The sequence below is a fragment of the Burkholderia sp. BCC0398 genome, assembly GCF_902833245.1.
GTDB classification, from domain to species: Bacteria; Pseudomonadota; Gammaproteobacteria; order Burkholderiales; family Burkholderiaceae; genus Burkholderia; species Burkholderia sola.
The window spans coordinates 108421-128920 of record NZ_CADFEM010000006.1 but is presented as its reverse complement, the minus strand read 5'-3'; the positions used below and the strand labels follow the sequence as shown (position 1 = coordinate 128920).

Sequence of the window (20500 nt, the reverse complement as noted above, 5' to 3'; positions counted from 1 at the left end):
ACGGCCGCCAGGCGGGTCACCGATTCGCATCCTCACGGAGAACAAGACGATGGGTAAGCCGTTGCTGGGCCAGATGATGGATGTGCCGCTGCTGGTGTCGTCGCTGATCGCGCATGCCGCGCGGCATGCGGGCGACACGGAAATCGTGTCGAAGCGCGTCGAAGGCGACCTGCATCGCTACACGTATCGCGATTGCGAACGCCGCGCGAAGCAACTGGCGCAGGCGCTCGCGCGGCTCGGCGTCGCAACCGGCGACCGCGTGGGCACGCTGGCGTGGAACGGCTACCGGCATCTGGAAGCGTATTACGGGATCGGCGGGATGGGCGCCGTGTGCCATACGATCAACCCGCGCCTGTTTCCCGAACAGATCGCGTACATCGTCAATCACGCGGAAGACCGCTACGTCTTCTTCGACATCAATTTCGCGCCGCTCGTCGATGCGATCGCGCCGCAATGCCCGCACGTGAAGGGCTGGATCGCGATGACGGACGCCGCGCACCTGCCGTCCGGCGCGACGCCGTTCCTCTGCTACGAAACGCTCGTCGAAGCCGAGGACGGCCGCTACGACTGGCCGCGCCTCGACGAGCAGCAGGCATCGGGGCTCTGCTACACGTCGGGCACGACCGGCAACCCGAAGGGCGTGCTGTATTCGCATCGCTCGACCGTGCTGCATGCATACGGCGCCGCGCTGCCCGACGCGATGAACCTGTCCGCGATGGACGCCGTGCTGCCCGTCGTGCCGATGTTCCACGTCAACGCATGGGGGCTGCCGTACGCGGTGCCGCTCACCGGCGGCAAGCTGGTGCTGCCCGGCAAGGATCTCGACGGGAAATCGCTGTACGAGCTGATGGAGGCCGAGCGCGTGACGTTCTCCGCGGGCGTGCCGACCGTGTGGCTCGGCCTGCTGAACTACATGCGCGAGGCCGGCGTGCGTTTCTCGACGCTGAACCGCACGGTGATCGGCGGCTCCGCGTGCCCGCCCGCGATGCTGCGCACGTTCGAGGACGAATACGGCGTGCGCGTGATCCATGCATGGGGAATGACCGAACTGTCGCCGCTCGGCACGCTCGCGAAGCTCAACTGGGCGCAGTCGCAGCGGCCGCTCGACGCGCAGCGCCGGCTGCTCGAGAAGCAGGGGCGCGTGATCTGCGGCGTCGACATGCGGATCGTCGGCGACGACGGCCGCGAGCTGCCGTGGGACGGCGTCGCGTTCGGCGAACTGCAGGTGCGCGGGCCGTGGGTGATCGACCACTACTTTCGCGGTGATGCGTCGCCGCTGGCGGACGGCTGGTTCCCGACCGGCGACGTCGCGACGATCGACCCCGACGGCTTCCTGCAGATTACCGACCGCAGCAAGGACGTGATCAAGTCGGGCGGCGAGTGGATCAGCTCGATCGACATCGAGAACGTCGCGATCGCGCATCCCGGGGTGGCCGAAGCCGCGTGCATCGCGTGCGCGCACCCGAAATGGACCGAGCGGCCGCTGCTCGTCGTGGTGCCGCGCGAAGGCGCGAACCTGAGCCGCGACGCGCTGCTCGCGTTCTACGAGGGCAAGGTCGCGAAATGGTGGATTCCCGACGACGTCGTGTTCGTCGAATCGCTGCCGCACACCGCGACCGGCAAGCTGCAGAAGCTGAAGCTGCGCGAGACGTTTCGCGATTACGTGTTGCCGACGGCGGTGTGCGCGCCGTAAGCCTTCGCGTCCGGGCTGCCGCCGGCCCGCGATTCGGTCCCGATGCGATCCCCCGATCCGTCCCCGGATCGGGAGCGAAATTAAAATTGAACGACCGTGCTTTTTCGTTGTATGCTGCCTGCGTTCATTCGGACATGCGGCCGTTCGACCGCGCACAATGAAGCGCAGCCAATCCGGCGCGCGATGCATGGAGGCAGGCAGATGGCAGTGGATTACTCGACTCGCGACGGCGTGGCCGTCATCACGCTCAACAATCCGCCCGTCAACGGGCTCGGCCTGTCGACCCGCCAGGGCGTCATGGACGCGCTCGATCGCGCCGCGCAGGAGCCGTCGGTCACGGCCATCGTGCTGACCGGCGCGGGTCGCGCGTTCTCGGGTGGCGCCGACATCACCGAATTCAATACGCCGAAGGCGCTGCAGGAGCCGACGCTGCACACCGTGATCCGCGCGGTGGAGGCAAGCGCGAAGCCGGTCGTCGCGGCGCTGCACAGCGTCGTGATGGGCGGCGGGCTGGAGCTTGCGCTCGGCGCGCACTACCGCATCGCCGCGCCCGGCGCGCAGGTCGCGCTGCCCGAAGTGAAGCTCGGGTTGCTGCCGGGCGCGGGCGGCACGCAACGCCTGCCGCGCGCGGTCGGCCTCGAAACCGCGCTGAACATGATCGTGTCGGGCGCGCCGGTGCCGTCGGAGCAACTCGCGACGAGCGGGCTGTTCGACGAAATGGCCGACGGCGACCTGCTCGACGCGGCCGTCGCGTTCGCGCGCAAGGTCGGCGCGCAGAACGGCCCGCATCCGCGCGTCCGCGATCGCAAGATCGTCCACGAGAACGCGGCGGGCTTCATCCAGTTCGCGCGCAATTCCGCGCGGGCCGCCGCGCCGAATTTCCCCGCGCCGCACAAGTGCATCGACGCGATCGAGGCCGGCGTGCTGAACGGCTTCGACAAAGGCAGCATCGCCGAGCGCGAGGGTTTCGTCGCGCTGATGATGACGCCGGAAAGCCGCGCGCTGCGCCATGCGTTCTTCGGCGAACGGGCGGCGAGCAAGATTCCCGACGTGCCGGCCGATACGCCGCTGCGCGAGATCCGCCGGGTCGGCGTGATCGGCGCGGGCACGATGGGCGGCGGGATCGCGATGAACTTCATCAACGCGGGGCTGCCGGTCACGCTGCTCGAGACGAAGCAGGATGCGCTCGAGCGCGGCCTCGCGACGATCCGCAAGAACTACGACGCGCAGGTGAAGAAGGGCAGGCTCACGCAGGAGAAGCTCGACGCACGCATCGCGCTGATCACGCCGACGCTGTCCTACGACGACCTGAAGGACGCCGACCTGATCGTCGAAGCGGTGTTCGAGGAACTCGGCGTGAAGGAGCAGGTGTTCAAGAAGCTCGACGAAGTCGCGAAGCCGGGCGCGATCCTCGCGTCGAACACGTCGACGCTCGATGTCGACAAGATCGCGGCGTTCACGAAGCGCCCGCAGGACGTCGTCGGCATGCACTTCTTCAGCCCGGCGAACGTGATGAAGCTGCTCGAGGTCGTGCGCGGCGCGCAGACCGCGAAGGATGTGCTCGCGACCGTGATGGCGGTGGCGAAGAAGATCCGCAAGACGGCGGTCGTGTCGGGCGTGTGCGACGGCTTCATCGGCAACCGGATGATCGAGCAGTACATCCGCCAGGCGCTGTTCATGCTCGAGGAAGGCGCGCTGCCCGCGCAGGTCGATCGCGCGATCGAGAAGTTCGGCTTCGCGATGGGGCCGTTCCGGATGAGCGACCTCGCCGGCAACGACATCGGCTGGGCGATCCGCAAGCGCCGTTACGTCGAGCAGCCCGATCTGCACTATTCGAAGATCGCCGACCGCCTGTGCGAACAGGGCCGCTTCGGCCAGAAGACGGGCGCCGGCTGGTACGACTACGTGCCGGGCGACCGCAAGGCGAAGCCGTCGTCGCTCGTCGACGAGATGATCGTCGCGTACTCGAAGGAGCGCGGCGTCGAGCGGCGCAAGATCGGCGACGACGAGATCGTCGAGCGGCTGGTGTTCGCGCTCGTCAACGAAGGCGCGAAGATCCTCGAAGAGAAGATCGCGTCGAAGGCGTCCGATATCGACATGGTCTACCTGACCGGGTATGGCTTCCCGCTGTGGCGCGGCGGCCCGATGCTGTACGCGGACATGGTCGGCCTCTACAACGTCGAGCGCGCGATTCGCCGCTATGCGGCCGCGCCGAACGGTGACGCATGGCAGCTCGCGCCGTCGATCGCGGAACGGGCGAAGGCCGGCCGCGGGTTCAACGGCTGACGCCGCCGCATCGCTGCGCGACCGATCCTGTCTGGAGACACGCAATGAAACGCACCGACGACGTCCTGCTCGTGATCGACGTGCAATACGACTTCATGCCGGGCGGCGCGCTCGCGGTGCCCGACGGCGATGCGGTCGTGCCCGTGATCAACGCGCTCGCGCAACGCTTCGACCAGGTCGTGCTCACGCAGGACTGGCACCCGCGCGAGCACGTGTCGTTCGCGGCGAACCATCCGGGCCGCGAGCCGTTCTCGACGCTCGCGCTGCCGTACGGCGAGCAGGTGCTGTGGCCCGTGCACTGCGTGCAGGACACCGACGGCGCGGCGCTGCATCGCGACCTCGACATCCCGCATGCGCGGCTCGTGATCCGCAAGGGGGGCGACGCGCAGGTCGACAGCTATTCCGCGTTCGTCGAAGCCGACCGCACGACGCGCACGGGGCTCGCGGGCTATCTGCGCGAACTCGGCGCGAAGCGCGTGTGGTGCTGCGGGCTCGCGACCGACTATTGCGTCGCGTGGTCGGCGCTCGATGCGCGCGCGGCCGGTTTCGAAGCCGCGGTGATCAACGATGCGTGCCGCGCGATCGACCTGAACGGGTCGCTCGCGCACGCATGGCAGCAGATGCAGGCAGCGGGCGTCGTGCATGCGACGTCCGCCAGCGCGCGCCCGGCGGCGTAGCGCAGACCCCAACATGAAGCAGGACCGAAGGAGACTCGCATGACCGAAGCCGTAATCGTATCGACCGCCCGCACGCCGCTCGCGAAATCCTGGCGCGGCGCCTTCAACATGACGCACGGCGCGACGCTCGGCGGCCACGTGGTCGCGGCCGCGCTCGAGCGCGCGAAGCTCGATCCGGCGCGCGTCGAGGACGTGATCATGGGCTGCGCGAACCCCGAAGGCGCGACCGGCGCGAACATCGCGCGGCAGATCGCGCTGCGCGCCGGGTTGCCTGTGAGCGTGCCGGGGATGACGGTGAACCGTTTCTGTTCGTCCGGGCTGCAGACGATCGCGCTGGCCGCGCAGCGGATCATCGCGGGCGAAGGCGAGATCTACGTGGCCGGCGGCGTCGAGTCGATCTCGTGCGTGCAGAACGAGATGAACCGGCACATGGTCCAGGAAGGCTGGCTCGTCCAGCACAAGCCCGAGATCTACTGGAACATGCTGCAGACCGCCGAGAATGTCGCGAAGCGCTACGGGATCTCGAAGGAGCGCCAGGACGCATACGGCGTGCAGTCGCAACTGCGGGCCGCGGCCGCGCAGGAAGCCGGGCGTTTTCGCGACGAGATCGTGCCGATCACCGTGCTCGCGGGCATCGCCGACAAGGCGACGGGCCGCCTGTTCACGCAGGAAGTGACGGTCTCGGCCGACGAAGGCATCCGCCCCGACACGACGCTCGAAGGCGTGTCGAAGATCCGTTCGGCTGTGCCGGGCGGCGTGATCACCGCGGGCAATGCGAGCCAGTTCTCGGATGGCGCGTCGGCATGCGTCGTGATGAGCGCTAAGGCCGCGCAGCGCGAAGGGCTGCAGCCGCTGGGCGCGTTCCGCGGCTTCGCGGTGGCCGGCTGCGAGCCGGACGAAATGGGCATCGGCCCGGTGTTCGCTGTGCCCAAGCTGCTGAAGCAGGCCGGGCTGACAGTCGACGACATCGGCCTGTGGGAACTGAACGAGGCGTTCGCGGTGCAGGTGCTGTACTGCCGCGACACGCTCGGGATTCCTGAGGACCGCCTGAACGTGAACGGCGGCGCGATCGCGGTCGGCCATCCGTACGGCGTGTCGGGCGCGCGCCTGACCGGCCATGCGCTGATCGAGGGCAAGCGGCGCGGCGTGAAGTACGTGGTCGTCACGATGTGCATCGGCGGCGGGCAGGGCGCGGCCGGCCTGTTTGAAATCCTCTGATCTTTGACCGGCGGCGGCCGCGGTCGCGCTTCGGCGCCACCGCACCCCGCCGCAGCGAATCGGCGCGACCGATGCGCCATTCGCAATGATGGGGAAACAAAAGGCATGCACCCGGCAATGCCGTTTCCCCTGACTTGTCAAACGAATTACCCCTCCTATACTTGCTCTGACATTTGCCTTTCGGCATGATGGGCCAGATCGCGCGTGGGGGCGCGATCCGTCCCGAGAAGATTCCAGCCAACGCAGCAGACCGACCGGGGACCGAATGAGTACGACCTATGCAGCCGGGGAACCGCCGCGCGTCGTCAGCGCGGCCGCCAGGCTCTACGCGAAATGCCTGCTGGTCGGATTCGCGTTGTTGCCGGCCTATCTGATTGCCTATCTGTGGTTCTTCAGCGACCGGAGCGTCGTGTTCGAGAACCACGCCTTCCATGAAATCGCGATCGCGGCGGCGACGATCGAAGGCGCGTTCGTCACCTACGTGACGTGGGTGTGTTACCGGTCGTCCGGCGAGCCGCTGCTGCGCTGGCTGACGCTCGGCTTTCTCGGCTTCGCGATGATCTACGCGCTGCACGGCGCGTTCACCGGGATGGCGCACCACAATATCTGGCTGTTCCTGCTGTACGGGCCCGCGTCGCGGTTCGTGATGTCGGCGCTGCTGCTCACGGGGCTGCTGTCGTATTCGCGTCCGCCCGACCGGCTCGACAAGCGCACGAGCGTGCGGACGTGGCTGCCGTGGATCGTGTTCTTCCTGCTCGTCAACGTGGCGGTCGCGTACATCGCGTATTCGCCGGTCGCGGGTGCGCTCGGCACGCGGCTGTCGATGGAAGGCGGCGCGCTGGTGTTCTCGCTGCTGAACGTGTGCCTGCTGCTCGCACGGCGGATCCGCTCGCCGCTGATGGTGATCTACGGCGTGTCGATCATGGCGTTCGCGCTGTCGTCGCTCGCGTTCATCCTCGGCAAGCCGTGGAATCACATGTGGTGGCTCGCGCACGCGATCTTCGCGGGCGGGTTCTTCCTGCTGAGCTACGGTGTCGTGCAGGCGCTGCAGACGACGCGCTCGTTCTCGGCGATCTACAGCCAGGAAGACCTGATGAGCCGGCTGTCGGAATCGATGGCGCGCACCGAAAGCGCGCTGCAGGAGCTGCGGCGTACGAACCAGAAGCTCGAGTACATGGCTGCGACCGACCCGATGACGGGCGCGTCGAACCGCCGGCAGTTCATCGCGCAGGTCGAGCGCGAAATCGTGCGGGCCGAGCGCGACGGCACGCCGTTCTGCCTGCTCGCGCTCGATCTCGACAATTTCAAGAACATCAACGATGCCTACGGGCACCAGATCGGCGACGAGGTGCTGCGCGGCGTCGTGCGCCAGTGCCTCGAGGCGATCCGGCCGGCGGGCGCGCTCGCACGGGTCGGCGGCGAGGAATTCATGGCGCTCTTGCCCGAGATGCCGCTCGAAGGCGCGCGGATGACGGCCGAGCGCGTACGTTCGTCGATCGCGAGTGCGCCGTTCGGGCTGGACTTCAAGCGCGTGCAGGTGACGGTCAGCGTCGGCGTCGCGCAATACGGCGTCGACGGCGGCACGGTCGATGCGCTGCTGCGGGCGGTCGACGAGCGGCTTTATCAGGCGAAGCGGGAAGGGCGCAACCGCGTGGTGTCGCGATGATCCGCATGGCACCGACACCCCGGCGGCGGGCGCGCCGCCGGGGCTTTTGCAGGCCGGTGCCGGCCGCGCGCTAGCGCGACGCCACCGCCGTCGCCTGCTTCGGCTGCCCGTCCTGCATCGGCTGCGACGCTTGCCACCAGTACTTGCCCGCGCGCTGCTGCGGATCGCGGATCGCGAGATACGTCGTACTCCAGAGCTGCGCCGCGTTGGCTTCGGTCGCATCGGCGCTGCGCGTGCCGAATGCGTCGGTCTGGTACTTGCCGTTCACGTAGGACCACGTCCACATTTCCGACGTGCGCATGTCGCGTCCGTTCGAGATTACCTGCCAGATCGTCTGCCGCGCCTGCGTGAGCAGCGTGCGGGTCGCGGCCGACAGGTCCTGGCGCGCCAGTTGGCGATCGAGCCCGGCCACCCACATCGCCTGCTGCCACGACCAGATCACCGTGCCGTGATACGCGGAACTCGTGAACTTCGGCCACAGCGACGGGTTCGCATACGCGGGGTTCGCGATCAGCATCCCGGCATCGGTCACGAGGCCGGTCGGGAACGGCCGCGTGACGTCGGTCACGATCCGCTGGAGCTGATCGTCCGGCGGCGCGCCGAACAGCAGCGCGAAGCCGCCGTCCGAATTCATCACCGGGATCGGGTTGCCCTGCTGGTCGAGCGAGAGCGCATAGAAGGCCAGCGGCGCATTGGGCGCGGCGCCGGCCGGCACCCCGGCGGACGGCGCATAGGCCGACACATCGGTGGCCGCCTGCGCGGCCGGCACGCTGACCTGGAACAGCGGCGGCGCCTGCGTTTCCCACGTGGCCGCTTCGTTCGCCGTGTTGGCGAGCGTCGCGCGTTGCCCGGCGTCGAGGTACGGATCGAGCAGGCCGCGGGCGAGGAACGCGTTCGCCGCGCGCAGCGCGGCCGGTACGAGCACTGCGTTCACGTCGTACGGGTACACGCCGCCGCCGAGGCCGTCGGTACTGTCGCGCCAGTTGCCGACGATTTCGCCGGGCCGCAGGTGAATCAGGTTCGCGACCGACGGCTGCTGCGCGAACGGCTGCGCGGTCGTCGCGACGTGCAGCAGATTGACGACGAGGCGGCTGCCGTTGGTTTGCCCGTCGCTGCCGCGCTGCGCCAGATACGCGGCCGCACGCGCCTGGCCGCGCGTATCGTCGATCAGCCACGCGGCCGCGATCGGCGCGAGCAGGTAGTCGCTGTCGATCATCTTGTAGTCGTAGGTCGGTGTCGCGTCGTTCGGCCGCCCGTTCTTCTGGTTGTCGATCAGCGCGAATTCGCCGATGCCTTCCTCGTGCGCGACCTTGCCGTCGGCCGACAGGCGGCTCAGCACCGACGACAGCCCGGCCTCGATCGCCGCGGGTTCGAGCACGGGCATCAGCATGCGGACCGAGATCAGCGTGTCGCGGCCGAAGTACGTGTCGTACTGCCACGAGCCCGCCAGCAGCTTGTCGTTGAAGCTCAGGAATTCGAGCACGTTCTGGCTGACCGGGTCGGGATTCACGGACGGAGCAAACAGGTCCGCGTGCGTGATCGGCGACAGCGGCGTCTCGCCCGACAGCGCATCGATGTGCAGCTTCAGCGTGCGCGAGCCCGCCGGCGCATTCAGCACGAGCTTGCCGCCCGCTGCCGGCGCGATGCTGCCGCCGTCGCGCAGCGTGATGCGCAGCGCATAGCCGGGCGCGCCGTCGAGCCGGTCGCGTTGCCATTGCGCGGTGCCGCCCTGGACCGTCGGCGCGGTGAGGATCTGCTGCGGAATCGTCGCGCCGCCGTTGAAGTCGCGCAGGAAGCGCACGTTGCTGAGCACGCCCTGGCGGATCGTCAGCGTAGCGGTGTCGACCGACACGTCGGCGCCGATGCCGTACAGCGGGCGGCCGTGTGCGTCCGGGGCCGACAGCGCGGACGGCGGCGTGTCGAGGCTCCAGTTCACCGGCTGCGCGGTGTCGTCGAACCACAGCCCGGTGCCGCTGTTGCCGGCGGGGAAGACCACGAGCAGGCGCGGCTTCGTCGACGAGCGTACCAGCAGGTGCGCGGCGACCTTGTCCTGCCGGTAGAACGCGTTGATCTGGCCGCCGGTATCCATGCGGAACGACAACGCGGCGGTGTTCGACGGCGGGGTGGTCGACTGGACGTCGTCGTCATTGCAGGCCGACAGCAGGCCGGCGCAGACGAGCCCGAGACACAGCGACTTCGCAAGGCGATGCATGTTGATGTCCCTCCTGATGACTGGCGATTTTTTATCTGGATATCTAATTGGCGGATCTTGGGTCCGTTTGGTGCTGCTTTGCATTCATTCTTGGCGAATGACTGGAATGAATGGAGGTATTGCGTTTCTTCGAAAGGAAAATGGGTTGAAAAACAACCGGGTGGTCGATAAATGCCGACAGCTGAAAACGACAGGGGCGCACGTCGATGCCCGGCGGGAAGGCCGATGCGAAGGACCTTCGCGCAGGTGAGTGGCGAATCCGGAGCGGCGAGGAAAACGATACGTAGGCCGTCGTAGGCGATTCTAAATTTGCGGGAAAGTCGAAGTCAATAATGTTTTTGTTTTCCAATATTGAATTGAAAACCGGTCGCAATTATTACCCGTCGCGCCGGTAAAATGTGCGATTCAATGGGATCGGATTAATGCATTCCGGATATCGGTTGAAAACCGGTCGGCAATACGCTGTCGCGCCGGCGATTGATGCCGAACAGGAAACGAATCGCCGGATTGTGTCGGTCGGTGTCGTGACAGGCCGACATGCGCGGCAAACGCGCGCGAAGGCCGCCTGGCAATCCGCGTTCCTGCGTATGCCCGCACGACGACGCGACGTCGCCATCGGCGCTTCGCCGGCTGAAGCAGTTCGACGAAGACGGCGCGAAGCTCGAGCGGCTCGTTCGCGGCCGATGACGCGCGCCGAACGTGTGTATCGGAGGCAGAAGCCCGCTACGAGCGGGCAATTTTTCGCGCTGGATATTTATAATCGCCCGCGGCTGAGCCTTTCCGTTCGCGCCGGGCGCGAATATCGGCCCAACTGATTTAGTATGAGCAATCTGCGCTCGACGCGAGGGGCGCGCATTCGCGGTGAGGAGACCCATGCATCCCCGTAAGACTGCCCCTTACATCATCGTGGCGATTGCTTCAGTGATCGCATGCGCGCTCATGGCGCTATGCGTGCTGCAACTCTTGCAGAGCCGTGACGATGCGATGGAGCGGGCAAGGGAAACGTCCCGCAACCTCGGACTGATCGCCGAACGCGACATCGAACGCAATATCGAGTTGTACGACCTGTCTTTGCAGGCGGTCATCCATGGGTTGCAGCGCCGCGATGTGATGGATGCTTCGCCGGGCCTGCGCCGGTCGGTGCTGTTCGATCACGCGATGACCGCGGAATTTCTCGGTTCGATGCTCGTGATGGATGCAGGCGGCAATATCGTTCTGGATTCGGGCTATGACGAGCCGCGCAAGGGTAATTTCTCCGATCGCCGATACTTCACGGTCCACCGCGACAATCCGAACGTCGGACTCTATATCAGTGACCCGTTCGTCTCCCGTTTGCGTGGGGGAAAGCTCAGTATCGCGCTCACGCGGCGGATTTCGAACCCCGATGGATCGTTTGGCGGCATCGTCGTTATCGCGGTCAATCTCGATTATTTCCATCAGCTCTTCGCCGGGCTTTCGCTTGGCAAGCATGGCTCGATTTCGCTCATCGGCGAAGACGGCAAGATGGTGATGCGTCAGCCGTACGATGTGCATACCATCGGCCGCGACATCAGCAAAGCCGCGACGTTCCGGCGGTTTCAGACCGCGCGAGAGGGCGCCTTCTCCGAAACGTCATCGATCGACGGCGTGCGCCGCCTGTACTACTTCAAGCATTTGCCGAAACTGCCGCTGATCATCATGGTGGCGGAGGCCGAGGAGGACATTTACGCCGCATGGCGGCAACGTGCGATCAAGATCGGCGGATTGGTCGCGACGTTCGGGGTGGCGTTCATCGCACTGTCCCTTCTGCTCGGTTCGCAGCTACGGCGCCGTATGCGGGCGGAATCGGAACTCGTGCTGCTCGCCCGGACGGACGGTCTCACCGGCCTGAGCAATCGCCGCAGCTTTGGCGAGGTACTGGACCAGGAGTGGCGTCGCGCGCGACGTGCGCATTCCGTTTTCTCGCTGCTGTTCGTGGATGTGGATCGGTTCAAGGCTTACAACGACACGTACGGTCATCAGGCCGGGGACGATGCGTTGGCGGCGGTCGCGCGGTGCATCGGCGACAATATTCGTCGGCCGGCCGATACGGCGGCGCGTTATGGCGGAGAGGAGTTCGTCGTGCTGCTTCCCGACACGCCACAAACCGGCGCGGCGCAGATTGCCGAGCGGATCCGCGCGGCAATCGATGCGTTGGCCCTCGAGCACGCCGGCAGCGAATACGGGCGTGTGACGGCGAGCATCGGCCTGGCGTGCTGGATGCCGGATCAGGAAGGGCAGCCGGATGCCGTGATCAAGGCGGCGGATGAGGCACTGTATTACGCGAAGGCGACCGGGCGGAACAAGGTTGCCGCGCTGCAGCCGGCGGAGTGATGGAGATGGTTGCATTGCGCCGTTCGTCAGACTCATGTCGGCAGTGACCAAAGCTGACGGACCCACGTCAAGACACAGTCCATTGCCGTCAGTAAGTTTGGTAGGCTTGTCGCCTGCCTTCGCTTGTCGGCGTCTTGACGCCGGTAAATGATACGGCGAGAAAGCGGGTATCTTCCGTGAAGATTTCAAAGATGCCCGCTTTTTCCAACCGGACGAGATCCCGAGCGAACGAAAGCGACCGGCGAACGGGCGTAATGTGCACGACTGCCAAGGGTCCCCGGCCAAGCGCCGAACCAACACGAACAGGAGCGAACGAAGTGATCAGACATATCGTCATGTGGAAGTTGAAAGAATCCGCCGAAGGCGCGACGCGCGCACAGAACGCGCTGAAGCTGAAGGAAAAGCTCGAAGGCTGCCGCGACCTCGTGCCCGGCACCCTGCAGATCGACGTCGGCCTCGCCACACCTGGCCTCGACGCGACCGCCGACATCGTGCTCGTCTCCGATTTCACCGACAAGGCGGCGCTCGACGCGTACCAGGTGCATCCGGTTCACCAGGAAGTGAAGAAATTCGTCGTCGCGGTGGCCGAATCGCGCGAGTGCGTCGACTACATCGTCGACGTCGCACGATGAGCGACGCGGCAACCCCGACGGAAGGCCCGTCGATCGAAAGCCCGTTCGTCGATCTGCTCGGCGTGCAGCTCGTGTCCGCGAAGGACGGTGCGAGCGAGATCGTGCTGCCGCTCGAAGAGCGCCACATGAACACGTGGAGCATCGCGCACGGCGGCGTGACGATGACGCTCGCCGATATCGCGCTCGCGATGGCGGCGCGCAGCCTGACCGACGACGGCGTCGGCGTCGTCACGGTCGAGATGAAGGTGAACTTCATGCAGCCGGGCCGCGGCGAGCTGCGCGCTTACGGGCGCGTGATGCACCGCTCGACGACGATGGCCTACTGCGAAGGCGAAGTGCGCGACAGCGACGGCAATTTCGTCGCGAAGGCGCTCGGTACGTTCAAGTACATGCGGCGGCTGGCGGTCGGCCGCGACATCAAGCGGCAACGCTCGCGCACGGCGCCGGACGCCCATCCCGGGCCGAGCGACGCGTAAGCATTCGCCACGCGCGGCCCGGTCTCTTCGATGCGGCAGGGCCGTTTCGTCTGGCAGCATGGAATGCCGGCACACGGCGCGGTTCGCCGCGCCTGTCCAGCCTCCGCGTGGCATCATGTCACGCTTGTCCGTTCACGGCGCCACGCCCGCGCCGTCCACTCCGATGCCGCTGAATCCGAAGATCGCCCAGGTGCTCGACATGATCGAGCGCGCGAAACGTCCGTCGTATCACCATCAGACGCCGCAGCAGGCGCGCGCCGCGTACGAGAAGAGCGCGCCGATCCTCGACGTCGTGCCGGCGCCGATGCATTCGGTGGAGGAATGCGTGGTGCCGACGCGCGACGGCCGCACGATCGGTGCGCGGCTGTATCTGCCGGTCGCGCCGAGCCTGGCGGAGCCGCTGCCCGCGCTCGTGTACTACCACGGCGGCGGCTTCACGGTCGGCAGCGTCGACACGCACGATGCGCTGTGCCGGATGTTCGCGCACGACGCGCAATGCGCGGTGCTGTCGGTCGGCTACCGGCTCGCGCCCGAACACAGATTTCCGACCGCGGTGAACGATGCCGACGATGCATTGCAATGGCTGCATCGCGAGGCCGCCGCGTTCGGCGTCGACGCCGCGCGGCTGGCGGTCGGCGGCGACAGCGCGGGCGGGACGCTCGCGACGGTCTGCGCGGTGCTCGCGCGCGACGCGGGCATTCGTCTTGCGCTGCAGCTGCTGATCTATCCGGGTGTGACGCGTGACCAGGACACCGAATCGCACGCGCGGCTCGCCAGCGGCCACCTGCTGACGCAGGACACGATCCAGTGGTTCTTCACGCAATACGTGCGCGATCGGGCGGATCGCGACGACTGGCGTTTCGCGCCGCTCGACGGCACGCGCGATGCGCCGTCGTTCGCGGGCGTCGCGCCGGCGTGGATCGCGACGGCCGAATACGATCCGCTGAGCGACGAGGGCGCCGCGTACGCGGACAAGTTGCGCGCGGCCGGCAACGCGGTCACGCTGGTCTGCTATCCGGGGATGATCCACGAATTCTTCAAGATGGGCGGCTACGTGCCGGAGGTGCGGGCCGCGCATGCCGATGCGGTCGCGGCGCTGAAGGCGGCATTCGACGAGGTTTGACGGCGAGTGCGGAAGGCGCGCGCGCCGCGGGAGGATGGCGATGACGAACGGCGTGGGCGGGGTGGAAACGGGCGACTGGACGGTGCTGGGCGGCGACGCCGCGCGGATCCGCGACGCGGTGTTCGTGCGCGAGCAGCAGATTCCGCCGGAATGGGAACTCGACGACGACGATCCGCTGTCGCTGCATGCGGTCGCGTACCGGACCGACGCGGCGACCGGGCTGCGCCGTGCGGTCGCGACGGGGCGGCTGCTGCCGTCCGGCACGATCGGCCGTGTCGCGGTACTGGCCGACATGCGCGGGCAGGGTGTCGGGTCGGCCGTCCTGAATGCGCTGCTGGACGCCGCGCGCCGCCGCGGCGAAGCCGTCGTGCGGCTGTACGCGCAGGATTCGGCGGTGTCGTTCTATCTGCGGCACGGCTTCGCGGCGGTCGGCGAGCCGTTCGTCGAAGCCGGCGTGCCGCACGTCGAGATGGCGCGCGCGCCGTAGCGCGCCACGTGTGCGCTCAGCGCGGCCGCGCCGCGTCGATATCGAACGTAACCGCGCGTTCGAACGCGCCGGGGCGGACGGTGCGGTGCGAGCCGTCGTCGTCGCTGCGTTCCTTGACCTCGACCGTCAGCCGTACGCCTTCCTTCATCGTGACGCGCAGCGCGGTCGTGCCGCGCGTGCCGTATTCGGGCGTCTCGATGAACGCGGCCGACAGCGCGCGCTCGCGCTCGATCGGAATGCCGGTGTGCGGCAGCGCGTCGTCGTCCGCGACGTGCGGGTCGCGCATCAGCGCGATCAGTTCGTCGAGCGACGGGGTCGGGTTGTCGGTGAGCAGCGTGCCGAGTTCCGCGCGCTTGCGCACCACTTTCGGCCAGGGCGTATCGAGCCGCGCATTCGACAGCGCATGCACGCCCGGCGCGATCGCGACGGGCGCGGCGACACGGCTTTCGCCTTCGGGCGCGCGGTTGCAGAACCACGCGAGCTCGCGTCGGCGCCAGTCGCCGACGAGCAGGTTGAAGCCGTTGTACACGGCCGCATGCTCGGCAAGCTGCGCGAGATAGTCGAGCGGCGCGACGGACGCGCCGCCGAGAAAGTCGGAGACCAGCTTGCCGCGGGTCGGCGCGCCCGCGCGGATGTCGAACGGCGCGCGGTAGTTGGTCAGCGCGGCGAAGCGGCCGTCGCGCGAGACGCCGAGCCACGTGCCGCCCGCTTCGAGATCGCGGCCAGCCAGCACGCCCGGCACGTCCTCCCACCACGAGAGCGGCGCGCTGGTCCGGCGAAAGAACTCGTCGCGATTGGCGACGAGGGTAAAGACGGGACCGGCGGCGGCATCGGGCTGCCAGTCGAAGGCAATCAGACACATCGGGCGAATCTCTCGCAGGAAACGTCGCGCGCCGGCTGCGACTCGCGAGCCGGCGCGCGAACGGGTTGTCAGTGCATCACGCTTCGGTCGGCCACGCGTACGGCAGCGCGTCGAACGCGAGCGCCGGGCCGTCGGCCGAACCGAGGTGCACCGTGCCGCTGTCGAGCGCGGCGAGCTTGATCTCGACGAGCGCGTCGACGCCGCCCGCCGGCGCGGCCGCCGCGTTGACGATCATCCCGCACGGCTGGCCCGGGTCGTCGCTGTGGAACAGCTCGACGCCGGCATGCACGGTATCGGTCTCGCCGGCGACGTGCGCGAGCGCGGTGCGGCGCTTGATCGTGCCGCGGTACTGGCTGCGCGCCACCACTTCCTGGCCCGGGTAGCACCCTTTCCTGAAGTTAACGGCACCGATCACGTCGAAGTTGACCATTTGCGGCACGAACTGTTCGACGGCCGGCTGCGTGATGCGCGGCTCGCCCGCGCGAACGTCGAGCCAGTCCCACACGGCGGGCGACACGACGGGCAGCGTGCCGGCGAGCGCCGCGAGGCGCGCGTCGACCTCGGCGCGCGGGCCGATCCACAGATAGCGCTTGCGGCCGGCCGCATCGGGCACGCGGATCAGCGCGCCGGCCGGGCCGTCGACCTTCACGTGCACGCCGTCGGGCAGCGCATCGAAGATGCCCGACAGCGCGTCGCGCACGTCGCCCGCGAAGCCGGCCACCGCGAGCGTGTCGCTCGCGTCGGTCAGCTTCGCCTTCGCGCGCAGCACGAACATCGACAGCCGTTTCTGCACGGCCGGCTGCACGTCCTTCGACACGAGCAGGCGCACGTCGTGGCCGGCGCGCCACGTGAGGAACGACGCGAGCAGGCGGCCCTTCGGCGAGCAGTACCCGGACAGCCGCGCGCTGCAGGCATCGAGATGCTCGATGTCGTTGGTGAGCTGGCTGTGCAGGAACGTCGCGGCGTCGTCGCCGGCCACGTCGATCACGCCGAACTGCGGCAGCGGCATGCAGGCGCCCGGCGCATCGAAATCGGCGGCAGGCGGGCGGGGGAAAACGGGGAGCGAGGCAGATGCGGCCTGGGCAGCCGGTGAAGCGAACGGTGTGCTCATGGAATGAGGGAACAGTCAACCCTGACTTTGACGGAGGCGAGCAAGTATTATATGGGTCTTACCTGAGTCACGTTTCCATGTCCCTACTGAAGAAATGCGCCGCGACGATCGTGGCGCTGGCCGTCGTTGTGGCCGCTGCCGGCGCGGGCGGCGGGTATTACTGGGCGACCCGGCCGCTGTTGCTGGGCTCGGCATCGCTCGACGTCACGATCAAGCCGCGCAGCAGCGTGAAGAGCGTCGCGCTGCAGCTCAAGCACGGCGGCGTGCCGGTCGAGCCGTTCGCGTTCGTCGCGATGACGCGCGTGCTCGGGCTGTCGAGCCGGCTCAAATCGGGCAACTACGAATTCAAGACCGGCATCACGCCTTACGACGTGCTGCAGAAGATCGCGCGCGGCGACGTGAACGAGTACGTCGCGACGGTCATCGAGGGCTGGACCTTCAAGCGGATGCGCGCGGAGCTCGACGCGAACCCGGATCTGTCGCACGCGACGGCCGGCATGAGCGACGCCGAGCTGTTGCGCGCGATCGGCGCATCGGACGGCGCGGTGCAGCGCGGCAGCGGCGAGGGGCTGTTCTTCCCCGATACCTACCTGTTCGACAAGGGCACGAGCGACCTGAACATCTACCGGCGCGCGTACCACCTGATGCAGACGCGCATCGACGAGGCCTGGGCCGCGCGCACGCCGGGGCTGCCGTACAAGACGCCTTACGAAATGCTGACGATCGCGTCGATCGTCGAGAAGGAGACCGGCCACGCGGCCGATCGCGCGTTCGTCGCGGCCGTGTTCGCGAACCGGCTGCGCATCGGCATGCCGCTGCAGACCGATCCGTCGGTGATCTACGGGCTCGGCGACGCGTACGACGGCCGTCTGCGCAAGCGCGACCTGCAGGCCGACACTCCCTACAATACCTACACCCGACGCGGGCTGCCGCCCACGCCGATCGCGTTGCCGGGTGTCGCCGCGCTGCAGGCGGCGATCAATCCGGCCCCGACGAGCGCGCTCTATTTCGTCGCGAAGGGCGACGGCACGAGCGTGTTCTCGGACACGCTCGGCGACCACAACAAGGCCGTGGATAAATACATACGAGGTCAATAATGGCGAGCGGTAAATTCATCACGTTCGAAGGCATCGACGGCGCGGGGAAGACCACCCACCTGCAATGGTTCTGCGAACGCCTCCAGGGCCGGCTGGCCGCGGCCGGCCGGCAGGTCGTCGTGACCCGCGAGCCGGGCGGCACGCAGCTCGGCGAGAAACTGCGCGAGATCCTGCTGAACCAGCCGATGGATCTCGAGACGGAAGCGCTGCTGATGTTCGCCGCGCGTCGCGAGCACCTCGCGCTCGTGATCGAGCCGGCGCTCGCGCGCGGCGACTGGGTCGTGTCGGATCGCTTCACCGACGCGACGTTCGCGTACCAGGGCGGCGGCCGCGGGCTGCCGCGCGACAAGCTCGAGACGCTCGAGCGCTGGGTGCAGGGCGGCTTCCAGCCCGACCTGACGGTGCTGTTCGACGTCGCGCCGCAGGTCGCGAGCGAGCGTCGCGGCGCCGCGCGCATGCCCGACAAGTTCGAAAGCGAGTCCGACGCGTTCTTTGCCCGCACGCGCGCCGAATACCTGCGGCGCGCGGAAGAGGCGCCGCACCGCTTCGCGATCGTCGACGCGACGCGATCGATTCCCGAGATTCGCCAGCAGCTCGAACGCGTGCTCGCCGCGCTGTAACCCGCAAGGAACGCACCCATGATCTATCCGTGGCAAACCGACGACTGGGACCGCCTGCAGCAACTGCGCGCGCAATGGCCGCATGCGCTGCTGCTGCACGGTCAGGCCGGGATCGGCAAGCTGCAGTTCGCGCAGCATCTCGCGCAGGGCTTCCTGTGCGAATCGCCGCAGCCGAACGGCGAGCCGTGCGGCGCCTGCGCGGCCTGCAACTGGTTCTCGCAGGGCAACCATCCGGACTACCGGATCGTGCTGCCCGAGGCGCTGGCGGGCGAGGCGCCGGGTGCGGCCGACGACGCGAAGCCGGCCGACGCGGACGAAGGCGGCAAGAAGACGCGGGCGCCGAGCAAGGAAATCAAGATCGAGCAGGTGCGCGCGCTGCTCGACTTCTGCGGGGTCGGTTCGCACCGCGGCGGCGCGCGTGTCGTCGTGCTGTATCCGGCCGAGGCGCTCAATGTCGCCGCGTCGAACGCGCTGCTGAAAACGCTGGAGGAGCCGCCGCCGGGCGTCGTGTTCCTGCTCGTGTCGGCGCGCATCGACCGCCTGCTGCCGACCATCATCAGCCGCTGCCGGCAGTGGCCGATGACCGTGCCGGCGCCGGAGGCCGCCGCCGCGTGGCTCGCGGCGCAGGGCGTCGACCACGCCAGCGCGCTGCTCGCCGAGGCCGGCGGCGCGCCGCTCGCCGCGCTGGCGCTCGCGAGCGACGAGAATCGCCCGCTGCGCGATTACACGCTCGGGCAATTGGCCGCCGGTGCGGGCTGCGATCCGTTCGCGTGCGGCGAGGCGCTGCAGAAGCTGCCGGTGCCGCTGGTGCTCGGCTGGCTGCAGCGCTGGCTGTACGATCTGCTCGCGCAGCGGATGGCCGGCGCGCCGCGCTACTTCCCGACGCACGCGGCCGCCCTGGCGCGCTGCGCGGAAGCGGTCGATGCGAACGCATTCGCGCGCTTCATGAAGGCCGTGACGCGGCAGCGCACGGCCGAGAACCATCCGCTCAACGCGCGGCTCGTATTCGAGGAATTGTTTCTCGGATATCGGGAAATGTTTGGTTGATCCGGCATTGTTTCCGATGCGTTGCGAAACGATGAACGGATCACGTGGCGGCGCGACCGTGGCCGGCCGGCCCGCCTACGTCGCCCGGTGCCGCATGCCGGCGGGCGCATGAGCGCCCGTCTCACGTATTCAGGAAACACGATGTTCGTCGACTCTCACTGCCACATCAATTTCAAGGGCCTGGCCGACCGCCTGCCGGCCGTTCTCGAGAACATGCGCGAGCACGACGTCACGCACGCGCTGTGCGTGTCGGTCGATCTCGAGACGCTGCCCGACGTGCTCGCGATCGCCGAAGCGCACGACAACGTGTACGCGTCGGTCGGCGTGCATCCCGATCACGAGGACATGCGCGAGCCGACGCTCGCGGAGCTCATCGAGCTGGCCGCGCATCCGAAGGTCGTCGCGATCGGCGAAACCGGCCTCGACTACTATCGTCTCGAAGGCCGCTCGATCGCCGACATGGAATGGCAGCGCGAGCGCTTTCGCACGCACATCCGCGCGGCGACCGCGACGATGAAGCCGCTGATCATCCACACGCGTTCGTCGTCGGAAGACACGCTGCGGATCATGGCCGAGGAGCGCGCGGACGTGCCGGGCGGCGTGATGCACTGCTTCACCGAGCCGTGGCCGGTCGCCGAGCAGGCGCTCGCGCAGAACTTCCACATCTCGCTGTCGGGCATCGTCACATTCAAGAACGCGACCGACGTGCAGGACGTCGCGCGGCGCGTGCCGCTCGACCGGCTGCTGATCGAGACCGACTCGCCGTACCTCGCGCCGGTGCCGTATCGCGGCAAGCCGAATGAACCTGCGTACGTCAGCCATGTCGGACGCTTTATCGCATCCGAGCGCGGGATCGCCGTCGAGGCGCTCGCCGATGCGACGACGCGGAACTTTTTCCGGCTGTTCAAGATCGCCCGCTAACGACGGGCGCGCAGCCGACA

General features: G+C 67.8%; 18 protein-coding genes. 15 read left to right on the top strand and 3 right to left on the bottom strand.

The genetic code is table 11. The annotated features are described in order from the left end of the window. Positions 1–49 precede the first annotated feature (49 nt). The 5 genes from HWX76_RS14995 (at position 50) to HWX76_RS14975 (ending at position 7540) form a co-directional block, all read left to right on the top strand. Positions 50–1693, top strand: coding sequence for a 3-(methylthio)propionyl-CoA ligase (locus tag HWX76_RS14995; protein WP_050013269.1), 1644 nt, complete (start codon positions 50–52; stop codon positions 1691–1693). Positions 1694–1894: 201 nt separating this feature from the next. Beyond that, a complete protein-coding gene (locus HWX76_RS14990) occupies positions 1895–3979 on the top strand; it encodes a 3-hydroxyacyl-CoA dehydrogenase NAD-binding domain-containing protein (RefSeq protein ID WP_050013268.1) in 2085 nt (694 codons plus the stop codon). A 44-nt stretch (positions 3980–4023) separates the two neighbouring features. Continuing rightward, positions 4024–4656 carry a bifunctional nicotinamidase/pyrazinamidase gene (gene pncA, locus HWX76_RS14985; RefSeq protein ID WP_050013267.1) on the top strand — a complete coding sequence of 211 codons (633 nt, stop codon included), beginning with the start codon at positions 4024–4026 and terminating at the stop codon, positions 4654–4656. Positions 4657–4695: 39 nt separating this feature from the next. Further along, positions 4696–5874, top strand: a complete 1179-nt coding sequence (locus HWX76_RS14980) for an acetyl-CoA C-acyltransferase (protein WP_124554595.1) — start codon at positions 4696–4698, stop codon at positions 5872–5874. Between the two features lie 265 nt (positions 5875–6139). Continuing rightward, entirely contained in the window at positions 6140–7540 is a 1401-nt protein-coding gene (locus HWX76_RS14975; RefSeq protein WP_050013265.1) for a sensor domain-containing diguanylate cyclase, read from the top strand. A gap of 70 nt (positions 7541–7610) precedes the next feature. Here HWX76_RS14975 and HWX76_RS14970 read toward each other — a convergent pair whose 3' ends face one another. Beyond that, positions 7611–9752 carry a hypothetical protein gene (locus HWX76_RS14970; RefSeq protein WP_124630776.1) on the bottom strand — a complete coding sequence of 714 codons (2142 nt, stop codon included), beginning with the start codon at positions 9750–9752 and terminating at the stop codon, positions 7611–7613. 422 nt (positions 9753–10174) lie between these two features. Here HWX76_RS14970 and HWX76_RS14965 point away from each other — a divergent pair, with 422 nt between their 5' ends. From HWX76_RS14965 to HWX76_RS14940, 6 genes are all read left to right on the top strand, one after another. Then, a complete protein-coding gene (locus HWX76_RS14965; protein ID WP_143328881.1) occupies positions 10175–10567 on the top strand; it encodes a hypothetical protein in 393 nt (130 codons plus the stop codon). Positions 10568–10625: 58 nt separating this feature from the next. After that, complete coding sequence (locus HWX76_RS14960) at positions 10626–12104, top strand: sensor domain-containing diguanylate cyclase (protein WP_050013263.1); 1479 nt, start codon at positions 10626–10628, stop codon at positions 12102–12104. A gap of 317 nt (positions 12105–12421) precedes the next feature. Continuing rightward, a complete protein-coding gene (locus tag HWX76_RS14955) occupies positions 12422–12736 on the top strand; it encodes a Dabb family protein (protein ID WP_012328683.1) in 315 nt (104 codons plus the stop codon). After that, positions 12733–13212, top strand: a complete 480-nt coding sequence (locus HWX76_RS14950) for a PaaI family thioesterase (RefSeq protein ID WP_089435154.1) — start codon at positions 12733–12735, stop codon at positions 13210–13212. The genes HWX76_RS14955 and HWX76_RS14950 overlap by 4 nt, the downstream gene beginning before the upstream one ends. A 163-nt stretch (positions 13213–13375) precedes the next feature. After that, entirely contained in the window at positions 13376–14335 is a 960-nt protein-coding gene (locus HWX76_RS14945) for an alpha/beta hydrolase (protein WP_176016055.1), read from the top strand. A 40-nt stretch (positions 14336–14375) separates the two neighbouring features. Beyond that, positions 14376–14822, top strand: a complete 447-nt coding sequence (locus tag HWX76_RS14940; RefSeq protein ID WP_124554591.1) for a GNAT family N-acetyltransferase — start codon at positions 14376–14378, stop codon at positions 14820–14822. A 16-nt stretch (positions 14823–14838) separates the two neighbouring features. Here HWX76_RS14940 and HWX76_RS14935 read toward each other — a convergent pair whose 3' ends face one another. After that, positions 14839–15684, bottom strand: a complete 846-nt coding sequence (locus tag HWX76_RS14935; protein WP_176016003.1) for an NRDE family protein — start codon at positions 15682–15684, stop codon at positions 14839–14841. Positions 15685–15760: 76 nt separating this feature from the next. Next, the gene (locus tag HWX76_RS14930; protein WP_176016002.1) at positions 15761–16795 is read right to left on the bottom strand and encodes a folate-binding protein YgfZ; all 1035 of its coding nucleotides are present in this window, start codon (positions 16793–16795) and stop codon (positions 15761–15763) included. A 77-nt stretch (positions 16796–16872) separates the two neighbouring features. Here HWX76_RS14930 and mltG point away from each other — a divergent pair, with 77 nt between their 5' ends. The 4 genes from mltG (at position 16873) to HWX76_RS14910 (ending at position 20480) form a co-directional block, all read left to right on the top strand. Further along, positions 16873–17892: an endolytic transglycosylase MltG gene (gene mltG / locus HWX76_RS14925; protein WP_050013258.1), complete on the top strand. Its 1020-nt coding sequence runs from the start codon at positions 16873–16875 to the stop codon at positions 17890–17892. Next, a complete protein-coding gene (gene tmk, locus HWX76_RS14920; RefSeq protein ID WP_050013257.1) occupies positions 17892–18512 on the top strand; it encodes a dTMP kinase in 621 nt (206 codons plus the stop codon). Before mltG ends, tmk begins: the two co-directional genes overlap by 1 nt. Positions 18513–18530: 18 nt before the next feature. Then, entirely contained in the window at positions 18531–19559 is a 1029-nt protein-coding gene (locus tag HWX76_RS14915) for a DNA polymerase III subunit delta' (RefSeq protein ID WP_050013256.1), read from the top strand. Between the two features lie 141 nt (positions 19560–19700). After that, on the top strand, positions 19701–20480 hold the full coding sequence (locus tag HWX76_RS14910; RefSeq protein WP_176016001.1) for a TatD family hydrolase: 780 nt from the start codon (positions 19701–19703) through the stop codon (positions 20478–20480). Positions 20481–20500 lie beyond the last annotated feature (20 nt).

Excerpts from the sequence above, each read along its gene's own strand:
- HWX76_RS14995 (WP_050013269.1), top strand. The coding sequence starts at position 50 with ATGGGTAAGCCGTTGCTGGGCCAGATGATGGATGTGCCGCTGCTGGTG.
- HWX76_RS14990 (WP_050013268.1), top strand. The coding sequence starts at position 1,895 with ATGGCAGTGGATTACTCGACTCGCGACGGCGTGGCCGTCATCACGCTC.
- pncA (WP_050013267.1), top strand. The coding sequence starts at position 4,024 with ATGAAACGCACCGACGACGTCCTGCTCGTGATCGACGTGCAATACGAC.
- HWX76_RS14980 (WP_124554595.1), top strand. The coding sequence starts at position 4,696 with ATGACCGAAGCCGTAATCGTATCGACCGCCCGCACGCCGCTCGCGAAA.
- HWX76_RS14975 (WP_050013265.1), top strand. The coding sequence starts at position 6,140 with ATGAGTACGACCTATGCAGCCGGGGAACCGCCGCGCGTCGTCAGCGCG.
- HWX76_RS14970 (WP_124630776.1), bottom strand. The coding sequence starts at position 9,752 with ATGCATCGCCTTGCGAAGTCGCTGTGTCTCGGGCTCGTCTGCGCCGGC.
- HWX76_RS14965 (WP_143328881.1), top strand. The coding sequence starts at position 10,175 with ATGCATTCCGGATATCGGTTGAAAACCGGTCGGCAATACGCTGTCGCG.
- HWX76_RS14960 (WP_050013263.1), top strand. The coding sequence starts at position 10,626 with ATGCATCCCCGTAAGACTGCCCCTTACATCATCGTGGCGATTGCTTCA.
- HWX76_RS14950 (WP_089435154.1), top strand. The coding sequence starts at position 12,733 with ATGAGCGACGCGGCAACCCCGACGGAAGGCCCGTCGATCGAAAGCCCG.
- HWX76_RS14945 (WP_176016055.1), top strand. The coding sequence starts at position 13,376 with ATGCCGCTGAATCCGAAGATCGCCCAGGTGCTCGACATGATCGAGCGC.
- HWX76_RS14940 (WP_124554591.1), top strand. The coding sequence starts at position 14,376 with ATGACGAACGGCGTGGGCGGGGTGGAAACGGGCGACTGGACGGTGCTG.
- HWX76_RS14935 (WP_176016003.1), bottom strand. The coding sequence starts at position 15,684 with ATGTGTCTGATTGCCTTCGACTGGCAGCCCGATGCCGCCGCCGGTCCC.
- HWX76_RS14930 (WP_176016002.1), bottom strand. The coding sequence starts at position 16,795 with ATGAGCACACCGTTCGCTTCACCGGCTGCCCAGGCCGCATCTGCCTCG.
- mltG (WP_050013258.1), top strand. The coding sequence starts at position 16,873 with ATGTCCCTACTGAAGAAATGCGCCGCGACGATCGTGGCGCTGGCCGTC.
- tmk (WP_050013257.1), top strand. The coding sequence starts at position 17,892 with ATGGCGAGCGGTAAATTCATCACGTTCGAAGGCATCGACGGCGCGGGG.
- HWX76_RS14915 (WP_050013256.1), top strand. The coding sequence starts at position 18,531 with ATGATCTATCCGTGGCAAACCGACGACTGGGACCGCCTGCAGCAACTG.
- HWX76_RS14910 (WP_176016001.1), top strand. The coding sequence starts at position 19,701 with ATGTTCGTCGACTCTCACTGCCACATCAATTTCAAGGGCCTGGCCGAC.